Source organism: Sphaerisporangium sp. NPDC049003 (genome assembly GCF_043197795.1).
Lineage (GTDB): Bacteria > Actinomycetota > Actinomycetes > Streptosporangiales > Streptosporangiaceae > Sphaerisporangium.
Window position 1 is genome coordinate 202,035 of the sequence record NZ_JBICTU010000008.1, and the last position, 26,449, is coordinate 228,483.

The 26,449-nt window shown below is 69.6% G+C and carries 25 protein-coding genes; 20 read left to right on the forward strand and 5 right to left on the reverse strand.

The genetic code is table 11. The features are described 5' to 3' along the window. Window positions 1–50 precede the first annotated feature (50 nt). From ACGFIV_RS11430 to ACGFIV_RS11460, 7 genes are all read left to right on the forward strand, one after another. Entirely contained in the window at window positions 51–326 is a 276-nt protein-coding gene (locus ACGFIV_RS11430) for a hypothetical protein (RefSeq protein ID WP_358547559.1), read from the forward strand. After that, the gene (locus tag ACGFIV_RS11435; RefSeq protein ID WP_358547552.1) at window positions 305–1,090 is read left to right on the forward strand and encodes a CoA transferase; all 786 of its coding nucleotides are present in this window, start codon (window positions 305–307) and stop codon (window positions 1,088–1,090) included. Before ACGFIV_RS11430 ends, ACGFIV_RS11435 begins: the two co-directional genes overlap by 22 nt. Window positions 1,091–1,379: 289 nt before the next feature. Further along, entirely contained in the window at window positions 1,380–2,294 is a 915-nt protein-coding gene (gene rpsB, locus ACGFIV_RS11440; protein ID WP_358547476.1) for a 30S ribosomal protein S2, read from the forward strand. Window positions 2,295–2,408: 114 nt separating this feature from the next. After that, window positions 2,409–3,242, forward strand: a complete 834-nt coding sequence (gene tsf / locus ACGFIV_RS11445; protein WP_392834083.1) for a translation elongation factor Ts — start codon at window positions 2,409–2,411, stop codon at window positions 3,240–3,242. A 131-nt stretch (window positions 3,243–3,373) separates the two neighbouring features. Continuing rightward, entirely contained in the window at window positions 3,374–4,072 is a 699-nt protein-coding gene (gene pyrH, locus ACGFIV_RS11450) for a UMP kinase (RefSeq protein ID WP_358547549.1), read from the forward strand. A gap of 9 nt (window positions 4,073–4,081) precedes the next feature. After that, window positions 4,082–4,639 (forward strand): ribosome recycling factor, encoded by a 558-nt coding sequence (gene frr, locus ACGFIV_RS11455; RefSeq protein WP_358547471.1) that lies wholly within the window; start codon window positions 4,082–4,084, stop codon window positions 4,637–4,639. 167 nt (window positions 4,640–4,806) lie between these two features. Then, window positions 4,807–5,811, forward strand: coding sequence for a phosphatidate cytidylyltransferase (locus ACGFIV_RS11460; protein ID WP_358547469.1), 1,005 nt, complete (start codon window positions 4,807–4,809; stop codon window positions 5,809–5,811). A 23-nt stretch (window positions 5,812–5,834) separates the two neighbouring features. Here the strand turns inward: ACGFIV_RS11460 and ACGFIV_RS11465 are convergent, their stop codons facing one another. Next, a complete protein-coding gene (locus ACGFIV_RS11465) occupies window positions 5,835–6,866 on the reverse strand; it encodes a suppressor of fused domain protein (protein WP_392834088.1) in 1,032 nt (343 codons plus the stop codon). A 108-nt stretch (window positions 6,867–6,974) separates the two neighbouring features. On the opposite strand from ACGFIV_RS11465, the gene rlmN reads away from it, so the two are divergent. Continuing rightward, window positions 6,975–8,078, forward strand: coding sequence for a 23S rRNA (adenine(2503)-C(2))-methyltransferase RlmN (rlmN, locus tag ACGFIV_RS11470; RefSeq protein ID WP_358547464.1), 1,104 nt, complete (start codon window positions 6,975–6,977; stop codon window positions 8,076–8,078). A gap of 32 nt (window positions 8,079–8,110) precedes the next feature. On the opposite strand, the gene ACGFIV_RS11475 is transcribed toward rlmN, so the two are convergent. After that, window positions 8,111–8,365 carry a hypothetical protein gene (locus ACGFIV_RS11475; protein WP_358547461.1) on the reverse strand — a complete coding sequence of 85 codons (255 nt, stop codon included), beginning with the start codon at window positions 8,363–8,365 and terminating at the stop codon, window positions 8,111–8,113. A gap of 319 nt (window positions 8,366–8,684) precedes the next feature. On the opposite strand from ACGFIV_RS11475, the gene rnhA reads away from it, so the two are divergent. Further along, on the forward strand, window positions 8,685–9,158 hold the full coding sequence (gene rnhA, locus ACGFIV_RS11480; RefSeq protein ID WP_358547458.1) for a ribonuclease HI: 474 nt from the start codon (window positions 8,685–8,687) through the stop codon (window positions 9,156–9,158). Between the two features lie 25 nt (window positions 9,159–9,183). Here the strand turns inward: rnhA and ACGFIV_RS11485 are convergent, their stop codons facing one another. Both ACGFIV_RS11485 and ACGFIV_RS11490 read right to left on the reverse strand, forming a co-directional pair. After that, on the reverse strand, window positions 9,184–9,855 hold the full coding sequence (locus ACGFIV_RS11485; protein WP_392834092.1) for a hypothetical protein: 672 nt from the start codon (window positions 9,853–9,855) through the stop codon (window positions 9,184–9,186). Between the two features lie 8 nt (window positions 9,856–9,863). After that, window positions 9,864–10,586 (reverse strand): ATP-binding cassette domain-containing protein, encoded by a 723-nt coding sequence (locus ACGFIV_RS11490; RefSeq protein WP_358547452.1) that lies wholly within the window; start codon window positions 10,584–10,586, stop codon window positions 9,864–9,866. Between the two features lie 112 nt (window positions 10,587–10,698). Here ACGFIV_RS11490 and ACGFIV_RS11495 point away from each other — a divergent pair, with 112 nt between their 5' ends. Continuing rightward, complete coding sequence (locus tag ACGFIV_RS11495; protein WP_358547450.1) at window positions 10,699–11,589, forward strand: DivIVA domain-containing protein; 891 nt, start codon at window positions 10,699–10,701, stop codon at window positions 11,587–11,589. On the opposite strand, the gene ACGFIV_RS11500 is transcribed toward ACGFIV_RS11495, so the two are convergent. Further along, on the reverse strand, window positions 11,568–12,068 hold the full coding sequence (locus ACGFIV_RS11500) for an Lrp/AsnC family transcriptional regulator (protein WP_358547447.1): 501 nt from the start codon (window positions 12,066–12,068) through the stop codon (window positions 11,568–11,570). The two genes, ACGFIV_RS11495 and ACGFIV_RS11500, sit on opposite strands and share 22 nt — an antisense overlap. 265 nt (window positions 12,069–12,333) lie before the next feature. On the opposite strand from ACGFIV_RS11500, the gene ACGFIV_RS11505 reads away from it, so the two are divergent. The 10 genes from ACGFIV_RS11505 (at window position 12,334) to ACGFIV_RS11550 (ending at window position 26,445) form a co-directional block, all read left to right on the forward strand. Continuing rightward, the gene (locus ACGFIV_RS11505; RefSeq protein ID WP_358547445.1) at window positions 12,334–13,767 is read left to right on the forward strand and encodes a gamma-aminobutyraldehyde dehydrogenase; all 1,434 of its coding nucleotides are present in this window, start codon (window positions 12,334–12,336) and stop codon (window positions 13,765–13,767) included. A 67-nt stretch (window positions 13,768–13,834) separates the two neighbouring features. Then, window positions 13,835–14,986 carry an ABC transporter ATP-binding protein gene (locus ACGFIV_RS11510; RefSeq protein WP_358547443.1) on the forward strand — a complete coding sequence of 384 codons (1,152 nt, stop codon included), beginning with the start codon at window positions 13,835–13,837 and terminating at the stop codon, window positions 14,984–14,986. 8 nt (window positions 14,987–14,994) lie between these two features. Next, window positions 14,995–16,257, forward strand: coding sequence for a PotD/PotF family extracellular solute-binding protein (locus ACGFIV_RS11515; RefSeq protein WP_392834100.1), 1,263 nt, complete (start codon window positions 14,995–14,997; stop codon window positions 16,255–16,257). A 4-nt stretch (window positions 16,258–16,261) separates the two neighbouring features. Continuing rightward, on the forward strand, window positions 16,262–17,116 hold the full coding sequence (locus ACGFIV_RS11520) for an ABC transporter permease (protein ID WP_392834103.1): 855 nt from the start codon (window positions 16,262–16,264) through the stop codon (window positions 17,114–17,116). Next, the gene (locus tag ACGFIV_RS11525; RefSeq protein WP_392834107.1) at window positions 17,113–17,976 is read left to right on the forward strand and encodes an ABC transporter permease; all 864 of its coding nucleotides are present in this window, start codon (window positions 17,113–17,115) and stop codon (window positions 17,974–17,976) included. Before ACGFIV_RS11520 ends, ACGFIV_RS11525 begins: the two co-directional genes overlap by 4 nt. Before the next feature lie 81 nt (window positions 17,977–18,057). Further along, a complete protein-coding gene (locus ACGFIV_RS11530; protein ID WP_358547436.1) occupies window positions 18,058–19,452 on the forward strand; it encodes an FAD-dependent oxidoreductase in 1,395 nt (464 codons plus the stop codon). A gap of 47 nt (window positions 19,453–19,499) precedes the next feature. After that, on the forward strand, window positions 19,500–20,093 hold the full coding sequence (locus tag ACGFIV_RS11535; protein WP_358547433.1) for a YetF domain-containing protein: 594 nt from the start codon (window positions 19,500–19,502) through the stop codon (window positions 20,091–20,093). 162 nt (window positions 20,094–20,255) lie between these two features. Then, complete coding sequence (locus tag ACGFIV_RS11540; protein ID WP_392834111.1) at window positions 20,256–22,814, forward strand: glutamate--cysteine ligase; 2,559 nt, start codon at window positions 20,256–20,258, stop codon at window positions 22,812–22,814. Next, window positions 22,814–24,646, forward strand: a complete 1,833-nt coding sequence (locus ACGFIV_RS11545; protein WP_392834113.1) for an N-acetylglutaminylglutamine amidotransferase — start codon at window positions 22,814–22,816, stop codon at window positions 24,644–24,646. Before ACGFIV_RS11540 ends, ACGFIV_RS11545 begins: the two co-directional genes overlap by 1 nt. After that, window positions 24,622–26,445 (forward strand): S9 family peptidase, encoded by a 1,824-nt coding sequence (locus ACGFIV_RS11550; RefSeq protein WP_392834116.1) that lies wholly within the window; start codon window positions 24,622–24,624, stop codon window positions 26,443–26,445. The genes ACGFIV_RS11545 and ACGFIV_RS11550 overlap by 25 nt, the downstream gene beginning before the upstream one ends. Window positions 26,446–26,449: the final 4 nt, after the last annotated feature.

The following is a 26,449-nucleotide window of genomic DNA, read 5'->3' on the forward strand; positions in this document are numbered from 1 at the left end:
GGGCCGAGCCGTCGCGGAGCTTTCCCTCATCGGTCTCCACCGTCTGGGTCATGCCGCGCGAGCGGTCGAGCCAGGTCATGTCGGTGGTGCCGCGTCTGAGATGGGTCGTCACCGTCGGGGTCAAGCCACGTCTGAGGTCGGCTCTGGTCGTCCGGGAGGTGCTGCGGTCGATGTGGGTCACGACGGGTTCCGGGGCGTCGGGGCCGAGGTGGGGCTGGGACGTCTGGGACGTGCTGGGGTCGGTGGAGGGGGGCCTGCCGGGGGTGGTCCCCGGGGGGAAGGGCGGTGGCTGGCGGGGATTCGGGTGCTGGATCTTACTCGGGTGATCGCGGGGCCGGTGGCGACCCGGACGCTGGCGGCCTACGGGGCCGAGGTGCTGCGCGTCGGAGCGGCTCATCTGCCCGAGGTGCCGGGGCTGGTGATCAGCACGGCGTTCGGGAAGCGGTCCTGCGAGCTTGACCTGCGTACCGAGGAAGGAGCCGCGGCGTTCAGGGAGCTGGTCGCGGGCGCGGACGTCGTCGTCCAGTCGTACCGGCCGGGAGCGCTGGAGGCGCTGGGGTTCGGTCAGGAGGAGCTGGCCGTCATCAGACCCGGGATCGTCTGCGTCGACGTCTCCGCGTACGGCTCGCGCGGTCCCTGGGCGGGCCGGCGCGGGTTCGACAGCCTCGTGCAGATGGCGTGCGGTATCGCCCACGAGGGTGGAGCGGGCAGAAAGCCCGTACCGCTTCCCGCCCAGGTTCTCGACCATGCCACCGGGTGGCTCGCCGCGCTGGGCGTGATCGCCGGGCTGTCGCGGCGGGAGGCCGAGGGGGGTTCCTGGCACGTCGAGGTAGCCCTGGCCCGTACCGCACTCTGGCTGGACGGGTTCGGCCGCGTGGATGACCCCGGCCACGGGCTGGAGGGAGGCGATCCGTTCAAGGGGAAAGCGGGCGATCCGGTTGAGCCGGAGGTGGACGACCTGCTGGGGGAGATGGAGAGTCCGTTCGGCAGGCTGACCTACGTCAAGGCCCCTGGGAGGGTCGATGGCGTCAGGCCGTACTGGTCGTCACCGCCGCCCCGCAGGGGAGCGCACCCGCCCGCTTGGGGCTAGGGCTTCGGCTTCGCTTCGGCAACATCCGCCTGCTTGGGCCAAGGCTGCGGCTGTGCGCCAGGAAGGGGGCCGGAAGCTTGTCCGGTGGGCTGGGCGCGGCCGGGTTCCGGGTACACTTTTTGGTGGCCCGTCAGACGGGCCGACTTCGCACGCCCACAGGCGAATCGTCCTCTCGGTCCGGGTCCTGATCCGGATGGGGCGACTCAGGGCGTCAGGGCGGGAACCGCAGGTTCCCGCATACAACCGAGGCACGCGCCTTCACGGCGCTCTACCCAGGAGGACCATACTCATGGCCCCCGTCGTCACCATGCGGCAGATGCTTGAAAGCGGTGTTCACTTCGGGCACCAGACCCGTCGCTGGAACCCGAAGATGAAGCGCTTCATCCTCACCGAGCGCAACGGCATCTACATCATCGACCTGCAGAAGTCGCTGGCCTTCATCGACCGCGCCTACGACTTCATCAAGGAGACCGTCGCCCACGGCGGCACCATCCTGTTCATCGGCACCAAGAAGCAGGCCCAGGAGGCCATCGCCGAGCAGGCCGCGCGGGTCGGCATGCCGTACGTCAACCAGCGCTGGCTGGGTGGCATGCTCACCAACTTCTCCACCGTGCACAAGAGGCTTCAGCGCCTGAAGGAGCTCGAGGAGCTCGACTTCGACAACGTGGCAGGCTCCGGGCTCACCAAGAAGGAGCTCCTGATGCGCCGCCGCGAGAAGGACAAGCTGGAGCGCACCCTCGGCGGTATCCGCGACATGGCCCGCGTTCCCAGCGCGGTCTGGATCGTCGACACCAAGAAGGAGCACATCGGGATCAGCGAGGCCCGCAAGCTCAACATCCCGGTCGTCGCGATCCTCGACACCAACTGCGACCCCGACGAGGTCGACTACCCGATCCCGGGCAACGACGACGCGATCCGCGCCGTCAGCCTGCTCACCCGGGTGGTCGCCGACGCGGTCGCCGACGGCCTGATGTCCCGCGCCGGTGCGAACCGCGGCGACGATAAGCCGTCCGGTGCCGCCGTCGCCGAGCCGCTGGCCGAGTGGGAGCGCGAGCTGCTCGCCCGTGACGAGGATGCCGCTCCCGCCGAGGCTCCCGTCGCCGAGGCCGTTGTCGCCGACGAGGCTCCCGCCGCGGAGGAGGCCCCCGCGGAGGAGGCCGCCCCCGAGGCCGAGGCCGGCGAGGGCACCGAGCAGCAGGCCTGAGACTCGCGCCAGACCGTACGGGCACCACTCGTACGGCAAGCAAGGCTCTTCCGGGTGGGTGTGCCGAACAGGGCGCACCCACCCGATCCACGACGACTCGACGAGGAAAAGACAATGGCTTCCGTGAACATGGCCGACGTCAAGCGGCTTCGTGAGGCGACCGCCGCCGGCATGATGGACTGCAAGAAGGCGCTTGAGCAGTCCGAGGGTGACTTCGACAAGGCCGTCGACATCCTGCGCGTCAAGGGTGCCAAGGACGTCGGCAAGCGCGAGGCGCGCACCGCCTCCAACGGCCTCATCGCCGTCAAGCACGAGGGCGAGGCGCTCGGCGCCCTGCTTGAGCTCAACTGCGAGACCGACTTCGTCGCGAAGGGCGAGCGCTTCCAGGAGCTGGCCGCCCGCGTGGTCGACCACGTCCTCGCGGCCCGTCCGTCCGACGTGCCGAGCCTGCTCGAGTCCGACCTCGACGGCAAGACCGTCAAGGAGCACCTCGACGAGGCCAACGCCGCGCTCGGCGAGAAGATCGAGGTCCGTCGCTTCGTCGTGCTGGAGGGTGGCTACGTCGCCTCCTACATGCACAAGACCGACCCCCAGCTTCCCCCGACCGTGGGCGTCCTGGTCCAGCTCGACACCCCGAACCCCGAGGTCGCGAAGGACATCGCCCAGCACACCGCCGCGATGGCCCCGAAGTACCTCAGCCCCAACGCCGTCCCGGCCGACGTGGTCGAGAAGGAGCGCACGGTCTTCGAGCAGATGACCCGCGAGGAGGGCAAGCCGGAGGCCGCGATCGCCAAGATCGTCGATGGCCGCGTCAACGGCTGGTACAAGGACTTCACGCTTCTTGAGCAGTCCTTCGTCAAGGACCCCAAGAAGACGATCTCCAAGGTCGCGTCCGAGGCGGGCGTCAAGGTCCTGGGCTTCGCCCGCTACAAGGTCGGTCAGGCATAGGCTTAGCCCCAAAGAGGGACCTGACCAGCTTCGTGAACATCGCCGAGGAGGCCGCCGTCGTGCAGGAGAACCAACAACCCGCTACGTCGGCGGCTTCGTCGTACAACTGGCCGCTACGGTGGAAGCGCGTCATGTTGAAGCTGTCCGGCGAGGCGTTCGCGGGCGCCGAGCCGCTGGGCATCGACCCTGTGGTGGTCGCCAAGCTCGCCGACTCGGTCGCCGAGGCCGTTCGTGAGGGAGTGCAGGTCGCGGTCGTCGTCGGGGGCGGCAACATGTTCCGCGGCGCCGCGCTCTCCGAGCGGGGCATGGACCGCGCCCGGGCCGACTACATGGGCATGCTCGGCACCGTCATCAACTGCCTCGCCCTCCAGGATTTCCTGGAGAAGCGCGGCATCGAGACCCGCGTCCAGACGTCCATCACGATGCAGCAGGTCGCCGAGCCGTTCCTGCCCCGGCGCGCGATCCGCCACCTGGAGAAGGGTCGCGTGGTCATCTTCGGCGCCGGGCTCGGCTCGCCGTTCTTCTCCACCGACACCTGTGCCGCCCAGCGCGCTCTGGAGATCGGCGCGGAGGCGCTGCTGAAGGGCACCCAGGTCGACGGGGTCTATGACTCAGACCCCCGCAAGAACCCCGATGCCGTACGCTTCGACCAACTTGACTACAGCGAGGTCCTCACGCGGGGCCTTGGGGTCATGGACGCCACGGCGATCAGTCTGTGCATGGACAACGGCCTGCCCATCGTCGTCTTCGACCTGATGGGCGAGGGGAACATTCTGCGGGCGGTCCGCGGTGAAAAGATCGGCACGCTGGTGAGTCCGGCAGGGAAATAGGGAGCCGCTGTGATCGAGGAAACCCTCTTCGAAGCCGAGGAGAAGATGGACAAGGCGGTCGGAGTCGCCAAGGAGGACTTCGCGGCGATCCGCACCGGCAGGGTCAGTCCCTCCATGTTCAACAAGATCAATGTCGACTACTACGGGTCGCCGACCCCGGTGCAGCAGCTCGCCTCGTTCCATGTTCCCGAGGCACGCATGGTCATCCTCCAGCCCTACGACAAGGGCTCGATGACCGCCATCGAGAAGGCGATCCGTGACAGCGACCTCGGGGTGAACCCCGGCAACGACGGCGCGGTGATCCGCGTGGTGTTCCCCGAGCTTTCCGAGGAACGCCGCAAGGAGTACATCAAGGTCGCGAGGAACAAGGCCGAGAGCAGCAAGGTCTCGGTGCGCAACATCCGCCGCCACGCCAAGGAGACCCTTGACAAGATGATCAAGGATGGCGAAGCCGGTGAGGATGAGGTCCGCAGGGCCGAGAAGGAGCTCGACGACCTCACCCAGAAGCACGTCGCCAAGATCGACGAGCTGCTGAAGCACAAGGAAACCGAGCTGCTCGAAGTCTGAGCGCGGTAGCAGTCGCAGGTCAGGTCGAGGCGCTTCCACTCCGGTGTTAGCCGCGAGGGGGAGCGCCTTCGCCGCGTTCCGGCCCACCACGCTCCCTCCCCGCCGCCCGGCGGTACTGGCAGAGTGGGCCGCCGAGCGTGGTTGACGGGTACGAGAGTGGGATCACTGTGGAAGGTACGGAGGCGGACGGAACCGGGCCGGCCCGAGGCCATCGGTCTGACGAGCGCCCGCCCGAGGATCCCGGGGCGCGTCACGCAGACGCCGGCGGGAGCTTCGGGAGCGCCGCCGACCCCGAAGGCCCCACGGGGTCCGCGGAACCTCCGGACCCGCCGGATGATCTTCCGGGGGGCGCCGCCAAGCCGGGCCGCATCCGTACGGGGCGCAACCTTCCCGCGGCCATCGGCGTCGGCGTCGCCCTCGGGGCCGCCGTCATCGGATCGCTCTACACCGTCAAGGCGCTCTTCCTGCTCGTGCTCGTGGCGGCTGTCGGCATCGGCATCGTCGAGATGGTCCGTGCGTTCGCCGTCCGTGACATGCGCGTGCCGGTGCGGCTGGTGCTGGTGGGCTTCGCCGCCATGGTCGCCGGCGCGTACTGGGGCGGCCCGATCTGGCTGCTCGGCGCCTTCACGCTCACCGTGCTCACCGTGCTCACCTGGAGGATGTTCCAGGGCCAGGAGGGGTACGTCCGTGACGCCGCCGCCAGCGTCCTGACATCGGTGTATCCCGCGTTGCTCGCCGGATTCGTCCCGCTGATGCTGTCCAAGCCCGACGGGTCCGACCGGGTGGTCATCTTCATCGCCGTCACCGTGTGCAGCGACATCGGCGGCTACTTCGCGGGAATCCTGTTCGGCAGGCACCAGATGTCGGCCATCAGTCCCAAGAAGACCTGGGAGGGGTTCGCCGGGTCGGTGCTGGCCTGCGTCGTCTGTGGCGCGCTGCTGGTCCGGTTCCTGCTGGAAGGCCAGTTCTGGCAGGGTGCCGTGGTCGGTGCGGTGGTGGCCGTGTGCGCCACCCTCGGCGACCTGGTCGAGTCGGTCATCAAGCGTGATCTCGGCATCAAGGACATGGGCAACCTGCTCCCGGGCCATGGCGGCCTGATGGACCGCCTCGACTCCCTGCTGGCCGCCCTTGTGCCGGTCTGGCTGCTCCTGGCGGTCTTCGTACCGATGTGAGCCTTCTCGGACGCTCCAGAGCGTCAGGGGATGCGTCCGGAGAGGGACAGAGCCTGGTGGCCCTGGTCGGCGGCGACCTGGAGCTCCTGATCGGTGACGGGCACCAGCCAGAGCCATCGGACCTCGTCGCCGCCCAAGGCGAAGCCCGACAGGTCGGGTAAACCCGGCACCGTGTCGAGCATCAGAACCCCCTGGTAGCCCGGACCCAGCGGGAAGGACGCGGGTTCCCGGTACCAGCGGGCGGTGTGGCCGTGGCCCAGCCAGGTGACCGAGTGCCAGGGGTAGCGCGCCAGCCAGAGGAAGAGCCGCGCCGCCTCCGTGACCTCTCCGCGCGTGGCGATCGCGAGCTCGATGCGGGCGTAGGTGTCGGGCCGTTCGATGTACTGCTCCACCGTGGGCATGCGCTGGCAGCTCATCCCGACCGTCGAGAGCATCGTGTACCCGTTCTGGGGGCGCTCGGTGATGCCCACGGTCGGCAGCCGGTCGCCGCCGATGTCCCAGTACCTCGCGGCCGGGCCGACCCTGGCGTCCAGGTGGCTCATCACGAACTGCTGGAACGAGGGCCAGGAGCCGTCGCCGTGCCGCCACTCCCAGTACGAGCGCGCCTTGGCGATCCTCGGCGCGAGCCCTTCGAGCGCCTCGTCGAGGGACCAGGCGAACGGGGAGTCCCCGACGGCGTCCTTGGCGTAGCCGGGCATCCCGCGTTCGAGATCCGACCAGCCGGGAATGACGGCCAGGAGCTCGCCGTTGCGGTACAGGGCGGCACCGTCGCCCTCCTCGAACCACAGCACCTCCAGCTCGCCGGCCGTGAACGGCGGCGTGCCCCCGGGGACGCGGGTGTTCGCCACGGGCATCACGGGGGCCTGGCCGGCATCCATCCGGCCGAGATCGACGGAAGAGGGCGCCTGCACATGGTTGGCGAGCCACACGGCCCCATGGATCCCGCCTTCGGCGTCGCGCAGGTAAGCTACCGAGGACACCCCGTCGTGTTCGACGGTCACCGCGCGACTGCCGTAGGGGCTGGTGTCGGTGAGAATGACATCGGTGGTGCCCAACGCTCATCCGCCTTTCCGGTGGACGTCTCCCCGATCGGCCGAGGATCGCAATAGATCACACCGAATGGCTGTCCCGTGCAGCTTCCGGCAAACCGTTAAGAGAAGGACATGTCCGCCGAGCTAACTTTTGTCGCCCCCCGACGGGCAAAGCCGTCTCGTCACCTGGCCGACCTGTCGATGGCGGAGCGCCGTGCGGCCGTCGCGGAGCTGGGCGAGAAGCCCTTCCGCGCCGATCAGCTGTCCCGGCACTACTTCGAGCGGCTGACCACCGAGCCCGAGCACATGACCGATCTTCCGGCAGCGTCGCGTGACCAGCTGGTGACGCAGCTGATGCCCAGCCTGCTGACCTCCGTCCGCGAGATCGCCTGCGACGACGGCATGACCCGCAAGACCCTGTGGCGGCTCTTCGACGGCGCGCTGGTCGAGTCGGTGCTGATGCGCTACCCCGACCGCGTGACCATGTGCGTGTCCTCCCAGGCCGGATGCGGCATGAACTGCCCGTTCTGCGCCACCGGGCAGGCGGGGCTGACCCGCAACATGTCGACGGCCGAGATCGTCGAGCAGGTCGTCGCGGGCGCTCGCGCGCTGGCCCGTGACGAGGTCCCCGGCGGCCCCGGACGGGTGAGCAACATCGTCTTCATGGGCATGGGCGAGCCTCTGGCCAACTACAAGGCCGTGATCGGCGCCGTCCGCCGCATCGTCGACCCCGCCCCCGAGGGGCTCGGCATCTCCGCCAGGGGCGTCACGGTCTCCACGGTCGGCCTGGTCCCGGCGATCGAGAAGCTGTCCGACGAGGGGCTGCCGGTGACGCTGGCCGTCTCCCTGCACGCGCCCGACGACGAGCTGCGCGACACGCTGGTCCCCGTCAACACCCGCTGGAAGGTCGGCGAGGTGCTGGACGCCGCCTGGAGCTACTCGGCGAAGACCAAGCGGCGCGTCTCGATCGAGTACGCCCTGATCAAGGACATCAACGACCAGGAATGGCGGGCCGACCTACTGGGCCGGCTGATCAAGGGCAAGCTGGTGCACGTCAACCTGATCCCGCTCAACCCGACCCCCGGCTCCAAGTGGACGGCCTCAAGACCCGAGGACGAGCGTGCCTTCGTCCGCCGCCTGGAGTCCCACGGCGTGGCCGTCACCGTGCGCGACACCCGGGGCCGCGAGATCGACGGCGCCTGCGGCCAGCTCGCCGCCGCCACCCCCGAGGCATAGCCACCGGAGATGTACGGGCCTCAGATCTAGCCTCAGATGTAACGGAACGCGTTGGCGATCAAGGCGAGCAGGGCCAGCGTCCCTGCCCCGATCATGACCATGCGCCATAACGCGGCCCACGCCGCGGACTTCGCGCCGGGGATCTTCGCCGACGCTTCCGCGGCGTTCTTCACCGCCTTGCCCCACCCCGCCCACGTGTCCACCGTCCGCTGGAAGCGCCGCCCGACGACGAACAGAACCGTCGCGATGATCACAATGACCAGAACCCGGCCTTCTGAACTGCCCATGGGCCTACTCCTGCCGACGGAAACAGGTTTTCGGCTCCCGAACCTATTCCAAGCTCCCACCGGCCCGGCGGGAAGCCGCTTCCTGTGATCCCGGATTATGCGCGGGACGAATTCCAGATTGGTGATATGCCCGCGTCAGCCGAAATGTCGGCTGGACGCCAGGGCTCGCCGCAAGTCGTCCGCGTCGTGGAGATGCCGGCGGGAAGTGGGGAGGGCGGCCTGGAGCGGCGTGGCCGGTCGGTGGTGTGGAGGGGGGCCTGGTGCGGGCGGATGGAATGGTAGGACTGATGCCGACCGTGAGACAGATGGGCAGGAGCGCATGCCGGCTGTGCAGGACCAGGAGAAGGCGGCCGGAAAGGCCGTGGACATCTACACCGACGGCGCGTGCAGCGGCAATCCCGGGCCGGGTGGATGGGGAGCCGTGCTGCGTTATGGCCGCTCGGAGAAGGAGATCTTCGGCGGCGAGCCCCAGACGACCAACAACCGTATGGAGCTGATGGCCGCCATCATGGCGCTGGAAAGCCTGACGCGGCCGGTCGCCGTACGCCTGCACACCGACAGCCAGTACGTCCGCAACGGCATCACCAAATGGGTACACGGCTGGAAGCGCAACGGCTGGAAGACCGCGGCCAAGCAGCCGGTCAAGAACTCAGACCTCTGGCAGCGGCTGGACACGGCCACCGTGGGTCACGACGTGGAGTGGATCTGGGTCAAGGGCCACGCCGGGCACCCCGAGAACGAACGCGCCGACGCCCTCGCCCGCCGCGGCGCGAACAGCGCGCGAGGCGAGTGACCCGTACGGGGAGCGACAGGACCGGCTATGGCCGCGTGCGGCGGAGGCTGATGTAGGTGATGAGGGCGATGGAGCACCAGAAGACGGTCACGGTCGCGAGGCCGGGGAGTGACCGGCTCAGGAAGGCGTCCTGGCCCGCCGCCCGCATCCAGCTGATGATGGGCACCGTGAGCCAGGTGATGGGCGCGAGGCTGAGCAGCAGGATCGCGACGTAGCCGCCGAGCATGGTCAGGGCCGAGGTCGCCGGGTCGGGCAGGATCGGGCGGCTGGAGAGCGCGCCGAGGACGGTGCCGGTGAGCACGGAGAGCACGTGCAGGGCGAGGCCGCCGATAAGCACCGCCGTGCCGGGCACCGCGCGGAAGCCGATGGCCAGTGGCAGCACGAGGGCGAGGAAGGCCAGGCCGCAACTGACGGCCACCGAGGCGACGAGGCCGCTCGCCACCTCGCGGCCGGGCCGCCCCACCGCCGTGATCGAGATCAGACGCTGCACGTCCGGTTCGGTGTCGAGCAGCCCCCTGGTCGCCCACGCGAAGACGGGGACGAGCAGCGCGGCCGAGTCGGCGTAGGAGGGAAGCTCCTGGCCGACGGCCACGCGGGACGAGTACAGGATGATCACGACGGCCAGCAGCCCCACGAACGGCTGGACGATGCGGTGGGACCTCAGGTAGGCCGAGATCTTGAACCGTGTGAGCGACATCGCCGGCCTCATCGCGCCTCTCCTCGGATCCTGGCCTCGTAGCCCTCGGCCTGGAGCTTCCGGGCCACCGCCTCGGCTTCGCCGGCGTCCACCAGGACCTCGATGATCGCTCGGGCCGGGGCCCCGCCGGGGGTCGCGGCCTGGACTGTGCCGTTCTCGACCTTCAGGTGGGTGACGCCCGGGTGCCCGGCGAGGCCGTTCTGGTGGTCGCTGACCACGACGATGCCTCCGGCCGCCACGACCTCGTCGATGACGCGGGGAAGCTCGGCGCGGGTCTGCTCGTCCAGGCCGGAGAACGGCTCGTCGAGGATCAGCAGGCCGGGTGGGACGAGCAGGGCCTGCGCCAGCCCTACCTTGTGGGCGCTGCCCTTGGACAGATCGCCGAGCGGCACGTCGAGGAGCGCGGCCATTCCCAGCCGCTCGACCCACGGCTCCATCGAGGTCGCCGCGGCCCCTCGGACGGCCGCCATGTGGGACAGGTACGCGGTGACCGTGAACGGCTGGTCCACCGGGAAGATCTCGGGCGCGTACCCCACGACGGCGGGACGGCCGGAGACCGAACCGCGGCTCGGGCGCGCGGTGCCGGCCAGCAGCCTCAGCAACGTGGACTTGCCCGCGCCGTTGCGCCCCGTCACCTCGGCGACCGTGCCCGGGGGCAGGTCGAGGTCCACTTCGTGCAGGACCCAGGGGGCGCGGCGGGCGTAGCGGTAGGAGAGGTTCGCGAGCCGCATAGTTTCGGAAGCTTACCCGTGAACGGGTAACTGTCTGGATTTCCCCATGTCATCCCCCCAGAATGGTAAAGAAGAGAAATAAATGCGGGGTTGTGAACCGGGAGGATTAGGCGTGAACCGCTTTCCACGAGTGCTGGGGGTGCGGACCGGATATGACCCCGACCAGGTCGACGCGCTGATCGTGCGCATCGAGGCGACGCTGGGGCGAGGGCTGCTGGAGGGTGCCCCGGTCACGGCCGACGACATCCGCATGGCGCGCTTCGACACGAAGCTGGGCGGCTACAACGAGGTGGCGGTCGACTACGCGCTGGACGCCTTCGTGGTCGCGGTCGAGACCCGTGGCGCTCCCGCCCCCGAGTCTCCCCAGGCCGCACCGGTGATGGAGCGATCCGGCGAGATCCTCGGAAGTCCGGTGGCCGGGGGGTTCGGCGACCTTCCCGTGCGGCCGGCGCCGGGGGACCTCCCGGGGGAGTGGGTGGCGGGCAGGCGCCCGGACGCCTGGACCGAGCGGGTCGAAGTCGGACGCCACCAGGTGCCCGGCGGACGCCACGACTCCACGGAAGATCCGGTGGAGGAGGACGACGAGGCGCCCACCCTGCCGGGGCTGGGGGAGACGCCGGGCGGGCCGAAGTCGCCGGAGGCCCCGAACGGGCAGCGGCCCGTCGCCGAGGCCCTGATGGAGGCCTGGCTGGAGACGCAGGCGGTGCGGGTCGAACGCGTCCTGTTCCGCCCCGGGCGGCTCGGGGCCGGGTACAACGAGGACGAGGTCGACGTGTTCCTCGACCGGATCGTCGCGACCCTGCGTGGGACGACCGACCACCCGCTCACCGCCGAACAGGTCAGGGTGGCGACCTTCTCGACCGTGATGTTCAAGACCGGCTACGCCGTGGCCCAGGTGGACGCCTTCCTCGCGGAGATCGCCGACGTCCTCGACCGCAAGGGCGCCCTGGCCGCGGGCCAGGAGCAGGGCCAGGGGCAGGGTCAGCGAGTGCCCCAGGAGTAGGTCTGCTTGCGCAGTTTGAGGTACACGAAGGTCTCGGTCGCCCGGACGGTGGGGATGGCACGGATCTTGCCGAGGATCTCCAGCAGGTGGTTGTCGCCCTCGCAGACGACCTCCACCATGATGTCGAGAGACCCCGCCGTGAGGACGACGTAGTCGATCTCGTCGATGGAGGAGAGTCTGTCGGCGACGGTCTCCAGGTCGCCCTCGCATTTGATGCCGATCATCGCCTGCCGGGGGAAGCCCAGGGTGAGCGGGTCGGTTACGGCGACGATCTGCATCACCCCGGCGTCGAGCAGGCGCTGGACGCGCTGGCGCACCGCCGCCTCCGACAGTCCCACGGCTTTACCTATGGCGGCGTACGGCTTGCGCCCGTCCGCCTGCAGTTCCTCGATGATCTGCTTGGAGATCTCGTCCAGAACCACCGGACCCGGCCTGGCGTCGTGGTTGTTGTCCCGTCGGGCCTTCGGCGGCGTCGTCATCTCCGTGCGTCCTCCCTAACACCCTGCCGGCCCCGGCGAAGGAACCCCGTCCGGGCCGGCGGACCAGGCACTCCGTCGCCTACCGCAAACTGATTACGGGGCCGTTCCCGCCGTGTTGCCGTCCTGGTGCGACATGTTGTCAGTTCACCGTCCCCTGTCAAGCGATTTCGTAGCAATTTGATATATTCGCGACGAAATCCCTTGTCGTTCACTCTGACCTCTGTCAGAGTCGCGACAACTCAGCCACCTCACGAGGAGGTCAACGTTGACCACCCGTCTGCAGAACTTCATCAACGGTGAGCTCGCGGACGCCAAGAGCGGCCAGTTCTCCGATGTGATCGATCCGAGCACCGGGGAGGTCTACCTCCAGGCGCCGGTCTCCGGCCAGGAGGATGTCGACGCAGCCTACGCCGCGGCGGTAGCCGCGTTCGAGTCGTGGGGACAGACGACGCCGGGCGAGCGTGCCGGTTACCTGTTGAAGATCGCTGACGCCATCGAAGCACGCGGCGAGGAGCTTGTCGAGGCTGAGTGCCTCAACACGGGCAAGCCCCGTGCGCGCATGGCCGAGGACGAGATCCCGCCCGCCGCCGACCACTTCCGCTTCTTCGCGGGCGCCGCGCGCACGCTGGAGGGCCCCACCTCCGGTGAGTTCCTCGCCGACCACACCTCGGTGATCCGGCACGAGCCGATCGGCGTCGTGGGGCAGGTCACCCCGTGGAACTACCCCATGATGATGGCCGTCTGGAAGATCGCCCCGGCGCTGGCCGCGGGCAACACGGTCGTGCTCAAGCCGTCGGACACCACCCCGGTCTCCACGGTCAAGCTGGCCGAGATCCTGGGCGAGATCCTCCCGGCGGGCGTGTTCAACGTCGTCGTCGGCGACCGGGAGACCGGCGCCAGGGTCGTGGGCCACCCGGCCGCGTCGATGGTCGCGATCACCGGCTCGGTGGGCGCGGGCGTGCAGGTCGCCAAGTCCGCGGCCGAGGACCTCAAGCGCGTGCACCTGGAGCTCGGAGGCAAGGCGCCGGTCGTCGTGTTCGACGACGTCAAGGACCTCGGCGCCGTCGCCGAGGCGATCGCGGGAGCCGGCCTGTACAACGCCGGCCAGGACTGCACCGCCGCCTGCCGCGTCCTCGTGCACGAGAGCATCCACGAGCCCTTCGTGGCGGCCCTGGCCGAGGCGGCCGCGGCCACCAAGACCGGCGGCCTGGACACCGAGGACGCCTACTACGGCCCGCTCAACAACGAGAACCAGCTCGCCCGGGTCGAGGGCTTCCTCGAAAGGGTGCCCGGCCACGCGAAGGTCGTCACCGGCGGCAGGCGCATCGGCGAGAAGGGCTACCTGTTCGAGCCGACCGTCGTCGACGGCCTCCGGCAGGACGACGAGATGATCCAGACCGAGGTCTTCGGCCCGGTCATCACCGTCCAGACCTTCTCCGACGAGGCCGAGGCCCTCACCAAGGCCAACGACGTCAAGTACGGCCTGTCGGCCTCGGTGTGGACCTCCGACCACGGCCGTGCGATGCGCATGTCCCGGCGTCTCGACTTCGGCGTGGTGTGGGTGAACACCCACATCCCGTTCGTGTCGGAGATGCCGCACGGCGGGTTCAAGCACTCGGGCTACGGAAAGGACCTGTCGGTCTTCGGCCTGCACGACTACACCCGGGTCAAGCACGTCATGCACTACATCGGTGAATGATCATCGCGGCAGCACGGACGCACGGCAACGGCGCGCGGCTGCCGACATAGAAGAGGGATAGCCTGGAATGACCGAAATCCAGGCGGGCAAGGAGGCGGCCTCCGCGGCCGCCTCCGACATCTCCCCGGTGCCCGCCATCGAACTCGACGGAGTCGTCAAGGAATACCTAGCGCATGGTGAGGTCGTACAGGCGGTCAAGGGCGTCAGCCTGTCGATCGCCGAGGGCGAGTTCTTCTCCATGCTCGGGCCGTCCGGCTGCGGCAAGACAACCACGATGCGGATGATCGCCGGGTTCGAGGACCCCTCGCGGGGTGCCGTACGGCTGCAGGGGCAGGACGTCACCGACGTGCCGCCGAACAAGCGCGACGTGAACATGGTCTTCCAGTCCTACGCGCTCTTCCCCCACATGAACGTCTGGGAGAACGTGGCGTTCGGCCTCCGGCGCAAGCGCGTACCCGACCCGGAGATCAAGCGCCGGGTCGGCGAGATGCTGGAGATCGTCGACCTCACCGGCCGCGAGAAGCGGCGCCCCCGCGAGATGTCGGGTGGCCAGCAGCAGCGGGTCGCGCTCGCGCGAGCCCTGGTCAACAACCCCCGGGCGCTCCTCCTTGACGAGCCGCTCGGCGCGCTCGACCTCAAGCTCCGCCAGGCGATGCAGATCGAGCTCAAGCGGATCCAGCGCGAGGTCGGCATCACGTTCGTCTACGTCACCCACGACCAGAACGAGGCGCTCACCATGAGCGACCGCATCGCCGTCATGAACGACGGCCTGGTCGAGCAGCTCGCCGGGCCCAGGGAGATCTACGAGCGTCCCGCGACCAAGTTCGTGGCGGGGTTCATCGGCACCTCCAACCTGCTGAGCGGTACGGCCGAGGCGGTCAGCGACGGTACGGCCACGATCAGGATCGGCGACCGCGACCGGGTGCTGGTCCCGGTGGCCGACGGCACCCTCAAGGGCGGCGCGGTCGAGGTGACCGTACGGCCGGAGAAGATCCGGATCTCGCACGACGAGCCCGGCGCGGACCTCAGCGCCGTACGCGGAACCGTGGCCGAGGTCGTCTACCTCGGCACCTACAACAGCTACGCCGTGAACCTCGCCGGCGGAGCCGAGTTCACGGTCTTCGAGCAGAACGCCAGGGACAGCAGCATCACGGCGGAGCGCGGTGACTCCGTCTGGCTGTCGTGGCAGCCGCAGCACTCGTACGCGATTGGAAGTTGAAAGTCCCCATGAACGACCCCTCGCGTGACCCCGCGTTCCTGCGTGGGCTGACGCGGGCCCGTCACCGCGACGGCTCGCGTCTCACCCGGCGAGAAGCACTGCGAATGGCCGGCATGTCCGCCGCCGCCCTCGCGCTCACGGCCTGCAGCATCCCCGGCCGGAAGGTCGCCGCACCCCAGCAGGACGCCGTGGCGAGCTATTGGGCCGGCAAGAAGAAGAACGGCCTGGTGCGCTTCGCCAACTGGCCCCTGTACATCGACAAGGAGGGCAAGCGGTACCCGACCCTGGAGGCGTTCACCAAGGACACCGGCATCCAGGTGACCTACCAGGAGGCCGTCCAGGACAACTCCACCTGGTTCGGCAAGATCCAGCCGCAGCTCGCAGCCGGGCAGGACATCGGGTTCGACCTGATGGTCATGACCAACGGCCTCCAACTCGGCAAGGCCATGGATCTCGGCTACCTGGTACCGCTCGACCATTCCAAGCTGCCGAACTTCGCGGCCAACGCGGGGCCGAGGTTCAAGAACCCGAGCTACGACCCGGGCAACACCTACACGGTTCCGTGGCAGTCGGGCCTGACGGGCATCGCGTACAACCCGAAGTACGTCGACGGCGAGATCACCAGCATCCAGGAGCTCTGGAACCCGAAGTACAAGGGCAAGGTCGGCATGTTCGTCGACACGCAGGAGGTCGCGAACTTCGGGATGTTCGCCCTGGGCATCGACCCGGACAAGTCGGTCCAGGCCGACTGGGAGAAGGCCGGGAAGAAACTCCAGGAGCAGCGCGATGCTGGACTTGTCCGGAAATACTACGAACAGGATTGGGTCGACGCGCTGGCCCGCGGGGACATCTGGGTGACCATGGCCTGGTCGGGCGACATCTACCAGCAGAATCTCGAAGGCCAGAACCTGAAGTTCGTCGTCCCCCAAGAGGGCGGCAACATCTGGACCGACAACATGTGCATCCCGAAGACCGCCCAGAACCCGGTCGACGCGCTGGCGATCATGGACTACGTCTACCAGCCCAAGATCGCTGCCGCGCTGGCGGAGTACATCACCTACATCACCCCGGTTCCCTCGACGCGGGACCTCGTCAGGGCGGAAGCGGCCACGGCCAAGGGCGACGACAAGAAGGCGCTCGAAGTGATGGCCGACAGTCCGCTGATCTACCCCTCGGAGTCCGACCTGGCCAGGGTCCGGTCGTACAAGAGCCTCACCGACGCCGAGGAAAAGGTCTTCCAAGGCATCTTCCAGCCGATCACCCAGGGCTAGGACCATGAGACGCAAGATCGCTCCCTACCTGCTCGTCCTTCCGGGCGGACTGTGGCTGGTCATCTTCCTGGTGGTGCCGCTGGTCTTCATGGCCTCGGTCTCCACGATGGAGGGCGACGTCGTCAACGGTTTCCTGCAGACCTTCCACTTCGCCAACTTCAGCAACGCCCTGGTGGAGTACAAGACTCAGTTCGTGCGCTCGGTGGCCTACGGGGCCATCGGGACGATCCTGGCGATCGTGATCGCGTACCCCATGGCGTACTGGATCGCTTTCAAGGGCGGCGCCCGCAAGTCGACGTACCTGCTGCTGGTGCTCCTGCCGTTCTTCGTGTCGTTCGTGCTCCGCACCGTGTCGTGGAAGTTCCTGCTCGCCGACGACGGCATCCTGCTGGAGCCGCTCAAGAACATCGGCCTGCTGCCCCAGGACTTCCACGTTCTGGCGACCACCGCGGCCGTCATCGGCGGCCTGACCTACAACTACCTGCCCTTCATGGTGCTGCCGATCTACGTGGCCCTGGAGCGGGTCGACCCGCGGGTCGTGGAGGCGTCGCTGGACCTGTACGCCACATGGCGCACGTCGTTCACCAAGATCGTGCTCCCGCTCTCCCTCCCGGGCGTGTTCGCCGGCGTCCTGATGACGTTCGTCCCGATGACCTCGGACTACGTCAACGCGTCCATCCTCGGAGGCCCGGCCAACACGATGATCGGCAACGTCATCCAGACGCAGTACCTCGTGAACAACGACTATCCGGTCGGTGCGGCCCTGTCGTTCACGCTGATGGCGGCGATGCTCGTCGGCATCTTCGTCTACGCCAAGGCACTTGGCACCGATAACGTCCTGGAGGCAGCGGCGCGATGAGCGGTCCAGTCAGCCCAGCGCTCCCCACACAGGCCACGAACGGCATGCCCGCGCCCTCGATCGGGGCGCGTCGCCGCCGGCGCTCCCGCTGGGGCGACCGCCTGCTTTTCGGCTACACGTGGCTGATCCTCCTGTGGTTGTTCGCGCCGATCGCGGTGATGATCGCGTTCGGCTTCAACGACACCAAGAGCAAGTCCAATGTCAGCTGGCAGGGCTTCACCTTCAAGTGGTGGGGGCGGCTCGGGGACTACCCCGACCTCACCACAGCCGTGGTGAACTCCTTGAGCATCGCCCTGGTGGCGACCCTGGTCACCACCGTGCTGGGCACGCTGCTCGGCATCGCCCTCGGCCGGTACCGCTTCCGCGGACAGGGCCCGACCAACCTGATCATGTTCGCCGCGATCTCCTCGCCCGAGCTGGTCATGGGGGCCTCGCTGCTGTCGCTGTTCGTCGCCCTCGGCGTGCAGACCGGGTACCTGACGATCGTGCTCGCGCACGTGCTGTTCTCGGTGTCGTTCGTCGCGGTGACCGTACGGGCGCGCGTGGTGGGCCTCGACGGGTCGATCGAGGAGGCGGCGCGCGACCTCGGCGCCTCGACGTGGATCACGTTCTGGCGGGTCACGTTCCCGATGATCCTCCCGGGCGTGGTCTCCGGCGCGCTGCTCGCCTTCGCGCTGTCGATCGACGACTTCGTCATCACCCAGTTCACCAGCGGCGCGACCATCACGTTCCCGCTGTGGATCTACGGAGCCGTGCGCATCGGCGTGCCTCCGCAGGTCAACATCCTCGGCACGCTGATCTTCGCGGTCGGCGTGGCGATCGCCGTGGTCAACACGGTGACCTCCCGTCGCCGAAGCTGACGCGCGGCGGCAGACCCCCGGCACGGGACACCGGTCCCGCCGGGCAGGCAAGACCGATGTGGTTCGTAAGGACGTGGAAGCGTGGATCCGCTGAAAGCACTGGCTGACGCGGAGCGTAAGCCGTACTGGTTGGACAGTCCGGACAAACCCGAGCCGTTGCGGCGGCTCTTCGAGAACACGGCCGCCGACCTGGCAGTGGTCGGCGGCGGGTTCTCCGGCCTGTGGACCGCCCTCATGGCCAAGGAACGCGACCCCTCCCTCGACGTCGTGCTGCTGGAAGGCAGGCGCGTCGGCTGGGCCGCCTCGGGGCGCAACGGCGGCTTCTGCGTCGCCAGCCTCACCCACGGGCTGGGCAACGGCCTCGCCCGCTGGCCCCAGGAGATCTCCACGCTCGTACGGCTGGGCAAGGAGAACCTCGACGAGATCGAGCGGGCCGTCGCGAGGTACGGCATCCGCTGCTCGTTCGAGCGCACCGGCGAGCTGCACGTGGCCACCGAGCCGTGGCAGCTCGACGGCCTGGCCGAGGACACCGGCATCGCCCGCGAGCTGGGCATGGACGTGAGCCTCCTGGACGCCGACCAGGTGCGCGCCGAGGTGGGCTCCCCGACCTACGTGGGCGGGCAGTGGGACCGCGACGGCTGCGCGATGATCGATCCGGCGCGGCTCGCATGGGGCCTGCGGGAGGCGTGCCTGTCGCTGGGCGTGCGCGTCTACGAGCACAGCCCGGTCCGCTCGCTCAAGGACGACGGCGCCGCCATCGAGCTCACGACCCCGCACGGCAGGGTGCGCGCGGGCAAGGTCGCGCTCGGTACGGGCGTGTTCCCGCCGCTGCTCGGGAGGCTGAGGAACTTCCTGGTGCCCGTGTACGACTACGCGCTGATGACCGAGCCGCTGAGCCCGTCCCAGCTGGAGTCGGTCGGCTGGCGCAACCGGCAGGGCATCGGCGACGGCGCAAACCAGTTCCACTACTACCGGCTCACCGAGGACAACCGCGTTCTGTGGGGCGGGTACGACGCCGTGTACTACAACGGCGGCATGGTCAGGCAGGAGTACGAGCAGCGCGACGCGACCTTCGCGACCCTGGCCGGCCACTTCGCGACGACGTTCCCGCAGCTCGCCGACGTGCGGTTCACCCATCGCTGGGGCGGCGTGATCGACACGTGCAGCCGCTTCAGCGCGTTCTTCGGCAGGGCCCACCGGGGACGGCTGGCGTACGCCGTCGGCTACACGGGGCTGGGCGTCGGGGCGACGCGGTTCGGCGCCAACGTGATGCTCGACCTGCTCTCCGGGGAGCCGACCGAGCGCACCGAGCTTCAGATGGTGCGCGAGAAGCCCGTGCCGTTCCCGCCGGAGCCGATCAGGTCGGGGGTCATCCAGCTCACCCGCTGGTCGATCGCCAGGGCGGACGCCCACCAGGGCCGCCGCAACCTCTGGCTCCGCACCCTGGACAGGTTCGGGCTGGGGTTCGACTCCTAGGCGCGCGTGCTTAGGGTGGCACGATCAGCCCGACGAGGAGGCCTTCCGTGTGGCACGACATGCTGACGTTCCAGATCCCCGTGGCCGAGAAGCTCCTTCGCACCGTGCTGGTCTACGCGCTGATCGTGCTCATCTTCCGGCTGGTGGGCAAGCGCAACCTGGCCGGGCTGAGCACCTTCGACTTCGTGGTCATCTTCCTGCTCTCCAACGTCGTGCAGAACGCCGTGATCGGGAACGACGACAGCCTGGCCGGCGGCGTGGTCGGCGCGCTCACGCTGGTCGCCACCAACGAGCTGCTGAACCACCTGTCGGCGCGCTACGAGCGGGTCTCTCGACTGCTGCAGGGAACGTCCACCATCGTGATCAGGGACGGCCGGCCCGTGGCCGGGAACCTGCGCCGCCTCGCGTTACAGACCCAGGAGCTGGAGCACGCGGTCCGGATGCAGAACGGCGACGACATGAGCGAGGTCGCGGTCGGCGAGCTGGCAGGCACCGGCCAGCTCGTGCTCACGCTGAAGCCCGAGGAGCAGAGCGCCAACAAGGCGGACATCGCCGACCTGAACCGCCGGCTCGACGCCATCGACGCCATGCTCGCGTCCCTCGTGGCCACCGGCGGCGGCCGTCCCCGCGCCGGCTCCTGAGGCGCCCACGACCGAGCGCCGGTCTTCCCCCGCGCGCGTCGCCGTCGCCCCGTGCCGGGGAAATCACAATTCGAAGAGTTCCGTCGTGACGTGCATTTAGGCGGTTTGTGGGCAGAAGCCCATCAAACGCCCCTGGTCGATGGACTTTTTGAGGATGGTGGAATGACGGGTCTCGCGGAGTCGGTCGCCGTTGGCGTCGAGGAGGAGTTCCACGTCGTGGACCTTGACACACGCCACCTCGTTCCACGCGCCGGTCATCTCCTTCAGCGGCTGCCGGGCGAGCGCTTCACGCAGGAGCTGCAGCGGTCGGTGGTGGAGTCGAACAGCCGTCCGTACGTGCGCCTGGAGGATCTCGGGCACGACCTGACCGCCCTGCGCCGCACGGTGATCGAGGCGGCGGACGGCCTCGGGCTCGGGATCGTGGCGGCGGGGGCGGTGCCCCTGGTGGACCCGGCGGCATTGAAGATCTCGCCGGACGCCCGGTACGAGCAGATGCTGGAGGACTATCAGCTCCTCACCCGTGAGCAGCTGATCTGCGGCGCCCAGGTACACGTGGACGTCGCCAACCGCGACCTCGCCGTCGAGGTGGCGCACCGCGTTTCCCCCTGGCTGCCGCCACTGCTGGCGCTCAGCGCGAGCTCGCCGTACTGGCTCGGAGCCGACAGCGGGTACGCCAGCTACCGCACCCTGGTCTGGAACCGCTGGCCCACCACGGGGCCGGTCCGCCACTTCGCGTCCGCCGCCGAGTACGACCAGATGGTCGCGGACCTCGTACGGTCCGGCGTCATCATGGACCCCGGCATGATCTATTTCGACGTGCGCCCCTCCGCGCACGTCTCCACGGTCGAGCTGCGCATGTGCGACGCCTGCCCGAGCGTGGGCAAGGTCGTCCTGCTGGCCGGCGTCTTCCGCGCGGTGGTCCTGCGCGAGCTGCACGCCATCGAGAACGACGACCCCACGCCGCCGATCCGCATGGAGATCGTCCGCGCGGCGACCTGGCGCTCGGCGCGCTCCGGGCTCGAAGGCACGCTCGTCGACCCGGTCGAGGGCACGGCGATGCCGGCCGCCGACGTGATCAGGCGGATGCTGGACGGGCTGCGCCCCCAGCTGGAGGCGACGGGCGACTGGGACCTCGTGACGACGCTGGCCGAGGAGACCCTGGGCAGGGGCAGCTCGGCGGCCCGCCAGCGGCGGGTGATCGAGAGCGGCGGGACGCTGTCCGACATCGTCGACCTCCTGGTGGCCGAGACCCGCTCGGACGGCTGGCAGACCGAGTTCGGCGGCCCCAACCCCGGCCTGGAGACGAGCCTGCTCAAGGGCTACGACGCGGTACAGGACGAGGCCGTGATCGAGGGCACCGTCCGCGAGCCCTACCAGCCGGTCCTCAAGGCGTTCGACCGGCTCGGCCCGGTGGAGCTGCGCGAGCGGGAGATCGCCCGCAACCGCTACATGCGCGAGTCCGGCATGACGTTCCAGGTCGGGGGAGACGAAGGCCTGGTGGGTGAGGAAGCGGACCAGGAGGCGACCGACCTGTCCCGCAAGATGCCCGTCGACCTCGTGCCGAGGCTGATCGCCGCCGACGACTGGGCGAAGATCCGCGACGGGATGCCGCAGCGGGTCCGCGCGCTGGAGGCCTTTCTGCGCGACGTGTACGGCAGGCGCGAGGTGATCAAGGACCGGGTGCTTCCCGCCTGGGCCGTGGACGAGTCGCCCGGCTACCGGCCCGCCGGCTGGCGGGTGCACAGCGGGGCCATCAGATGCTCGGTCGCCGGGCTGGACGTCGCCCGCGACGGCGCGGGACGGTGGGTCGTGCTGGAGGACAACCTGCGGGTGCCCTCGGGCATCGGCTACGCGGTGGGCAACCGCCGGATGGCGGCCCACGTCCTTCCCGAGCTCGACCGCTCGGCCGTCCTGGACCCCGAGGGCACCGCGTCCCTGCTGCGCGAGGCGCTGCTCGCCGCCTCGCCCGTGGGCGACCCCACCCTCGGCGTGATCACTTCGGGCCCCGACGACCCGGCGTACTACGAGCACCGGACGCTCGCCGAGGAGATGGACGTGGTCCTCGCCGAGCCCGCCGACCTGGAGGTCAGAGAGGGCGTCGTGTACGCCAAGGGGCGGCGCGTGGACGTGCTCTACCGAAGGATCGAGGAGGACGGCCTCCTGGCGAGCCCGATCGGGGCCGCGCTCCTCGACGCGATCGAGCGGGGAACGCTCACGCTGGCCAACGCGCCCGGCAACGGCGTCGCCGACGACAAGAGCCTGTACCGCTACGTGCCCCGCCTCATCGACTACTACCTGGGAGAACGTCCTCTGCTCTCCAACGTCACGACCTACCTCTGCCGCGACCCGGAAGACCGCGAGCACGTGCTCGACCGGCTGGACGACCTGGTGGTCAAACCGGTCGACGGCTTCGGCGGCCAGGGGGTGATCATCGGCCAGGACGCCTCGGCGGACGAGCTGAAGGCGATCCGCGAGGAGATCCTCGCCGCTCCGGAACGCTGGGTGGCGCAGGAGACGGTGGCCCTGTCCACGCACCCCACCTTCGACGGCGAGCGCCTGCGCCCGCACGTGATCGACCTGCGCGCGTTCGTGTTCACCGGCAGGGACCCGGTCGTCCCACAGGCGGCGCTGACCCGCGTGGCCCCGCCCGACAGCATGATCGTCAACTCCTCGCAGGGCGGCGGGGCCAAGGACACCTGGCTGCTGAGGGAGGTCGTCTGATGTGCGGCCTCAGCGGTGAGATCCGTTTCGACGGCCGCGTGGCCGACGTCGGAGCCGTCGAGCGCATGACGGCGGCCATGGCCGCGCGCGGGCCCGACGGCACCGGCCTGTGGGCGCAGGGCCCCGTGGCGCTCGGCCACCGCCGCTTGAAGATCATCGACCTGTCCGACCGCGGGGCGCAGCCGATGGTCGACGCCGAGGCAGGTCTGGTCGGGGTGTTCAACGGCTGCCTCTACAACTACCGCGAACTGCGCGAGGTGCTGCTGGGGGAGGGCTACCGGTTCTTCTCCACCTCCGACACCGAGGTCCTGCTGAAGGCCTACCGCCACTGGGGCCGCAGGTGCGTGGACCACTTCAAGGGCATGTTCGCGTTCGCCGTCGCCGAGCGGGACACCGGGCGGCTGGTGCTCGGCCGCGACCGGCTCGGCATCAAGCCGCTCTACCTCACCCGTGACGCGGCGCGGCTGCGGTTCGCCTCCACCCTGCCCGCGCTGCTCGCCGGCGGCGGAGTGCGGACCGACGTCGACCGCGTCGCACTGCACCACTACATGACCTTCCACTCTGTGGTGCCCTCGCCCCGCACGATCCTGACCGGCGTGGAGAAGCTGCCGCCCGCGACCGTACGGACCATCGACCCCGACGGCACGGCGCACGACGACCACTACTGGAACCCGGCCTTCACGCGTCCCCGGGAGCCGGGCGTGCTCCAGCCGGGCGCGGTGCAGCTGGACGTGCTCCAGAGCGCCAGGGGCGAGATGGGCCCCGTCGAGTGGCGTGAGGCCGTCCTCGAAGCCCTCAGGGTGGCCGTGCGGCGGCGCACGGTGGCCGACGTTCCGGTGGGCGTGCTGCTGTCGGGCGGACTGGACTCCAGCCTGATCGTCGCCCTGCTCGCCGAGGAGGGGCAGAGCGATATCGCCACCTTCAGCGTGGGGTTCCACGCGGCGGGCGGCGAGTCCGGGGACGAGTTCGTCTACTCCGACCTGGTCGCCCGGCGGTTCGGCACCGACCACCACCGCATCCTCGTGGACGACCTGCGGCTCCTGCCCTCCCTCCAGAACGCCGTCGCGGCCATGAGCGAGCCCATGGTCAGCCATGACTGCGTCGCCTTCCACCTGCTGTCCGAGGAAGTGTCGCGGCACGTCAAGGTCGTGCAGTCCGGCCAGGGCGCCGACGAGGTCTTCGCGGGCTACGACTGGTACCCGCCGATGGAGAACGTGCCGCGCGGCGACGCGGCCGACGTGTACGCGAAGGTCTTCTTCGACCGCGCGCACGAGGGACTCGCCGAGATCCTCGGGCCCGGCTACCTGCTCGGCGAGGACGTCAGCGGCGCGTTCGTCCGCGAGCACCTGGCCATGCCCGGCGCCGACACCGCGCTCGACGCCGTGCTGCGCCTGGACACCGGCGTCATGCTCGTGGACGACCCGGTCAAGCGGGTCGACAACATGACGATGGCCTTCGGGCTGGAGGCGCGCACCCCGTTCCTCGACCACGACCTGGTCGAGCTGGCCGCCATGTGCCCGCCCGAGCTCAAGCTGGCCGAAGGCGGCAAGGGCGTGCTCAAGGCCGCGGCCCGGGGCATCGTCCCCGACGAGGTCATCGACCGCCCGAAGGGCTACTTCCCCGTGCCGGCGATCCGCCACATCCACGGCCCGTTCCTGGAGATGGTGCGTGACACCCTCACCGGGCCGACCGCCCGCTCGCGCGGCCTCTTCCGTCCCGCGACGGTGGACGAGCTTCTCGCCGCGCCCGATGACCACAGAACCACACTGGGAGCCAACGCGTTGTGGCAACTTGGACTCCTGGAGATGTGGCTTCAAGCACAAGGAGTCTGACCGTCGACGTCTCGTGGATCTGCCGGTTCCCCGCCCTGTCGCCCGACAACCGGGCCGTCGCGTTCGTCAGCGACCGCGACGGCTCGCCACGCGCCTGGGTCCAGCTCCTGCCCGAGTACGCGGCCGGGGGGCGTGAAGCGCCCACGGCACCGCCGCGGGCGCGGGTGATCGACACCGGCCCCGAGCCGGTCGGCAACGTGCTCTGGTCGCCGGACGGCGAGTGGCTGGCCGTCCTGGTCTCGCCGGGCGGCGGAGAGCACACCCAGGTGTGGGCCGTACGGCCCGACGGCACCGACCGCCGCCTGCTCGCCGGGCCGACGGACACCCCGGCGCGGGGCTCCGCCGTGTTCGTGCGGTGGACCGGGCAGGGCTCGACCCTGCTCGTGGCCGAGCTGGCCGGGTCCGGCTCGACGGAGGCCGTGCTCATCGACGCGGGACTCGGCCACCGCGACACCATCGCGGCCGGCCCGCTGATGTGGCCGAGCGCGGTGAGCCGCGACCACCGCCGGGTGCTGCTGCGCCACGGGCCGCGCGGCATGCGCGAGATGTCGGTCGCCGACCTGCCCTTCGGGAAGGAACGGCCGCTGCTGCCGCCCACGACCGACCTCGGCGCGCTGTCCCCCGACGGAGAGGTGGCCTACATCCGCTCCAACGCCGGCCGCGACCGTATGGCGCTGCTCGCGATGCCCATGGGCGGCGCCCCCCAGGTGATCGCCGAGCGTCCCGACGCCGAGCTCGACCGGTTCTCCGTCAGCGTGGACGGCACGGTCGCCCTGCTGGTCTGGAACGTCGCGGGCCGCTCCGAACTGGAGGTGGCCGACCTGGTCGAGGGCGGCACCCGGCCGCTCCCCCCGCCGCCGGTCGACGTGATCAGCTCCGCGCGGCTGTCCCTGGACGGCACGCTGGCCGTCATCGCGGGGGAGGGCCCCTCCACGCCCTCGCACGTCCTGCTGTGCGACCTCGCGACCGGCGCCTACCGCCGTGTGGCCGGTGACGACCCCCTGCCCGACGAGATCGAGGCCGAGCTGGTCTGTTTCCCCGCCAGGGACGGCCTGGAGCTGAGCGGCTGGCTGTACCGCGCCGGGCCGTCCCGCACGCCGTGCGTGATCTACCTGCACGGCGGCCCGGAAAGCCAGGAGCGGCCGACCTTCAACCCGCTCTTCCAGCGGCTCCTGGCGGCGGGCATCAGCGTGCTCGCGCCGAACGTCCGGGGTTCCTCGGGCTTCGGGCGCGCCTTCCTCGACGCCGACAACCACGCGCTGCGCTTCCACGCCATCGACGACGTGGCCGACTGCGTGGACCACCTCGTGCGGACGGGGGTCGCCGACGCCGGCAGGGTGGCCTGCATGGGCCGCTCGTACGGGGGCTATCTGACGCTCGCGGCCCTGGTGACCTACCCCGAGCTGTTCCGCGCCGGGGTGGACGTGTGCGGCATGGCCGACTTCGCGACCTTCTACGCCCGCACCGAGCCGTGGATCGCCGCCGCGGCCGTCTCCGAGTACGGCGACCCGGTGGCCGACCGCGACCTGCTGCGGGCCCTTTCGCCCATCCACTCCTTCGACCGGCTGGCCGCGCCGCTGCTCGTCGTCCACGGCGCGCAGGACACCAACGTGCCCGTGTACGAGGCCGAGCAGGTCGTGGCCGAGGCCACCGCGCGCGGCGTCCCGTGCCGCTACCTGCTCTTCCACGACGAGGGCCACGAGACGGTCAGGACGGCCAACAAGATCGCGTTCGTGGAGGCCGTCGTCGCGTGGCTCGGGCGGTGGTTCGAGGAACAGCCCGGCGACTTTCGCGGTTGACTTC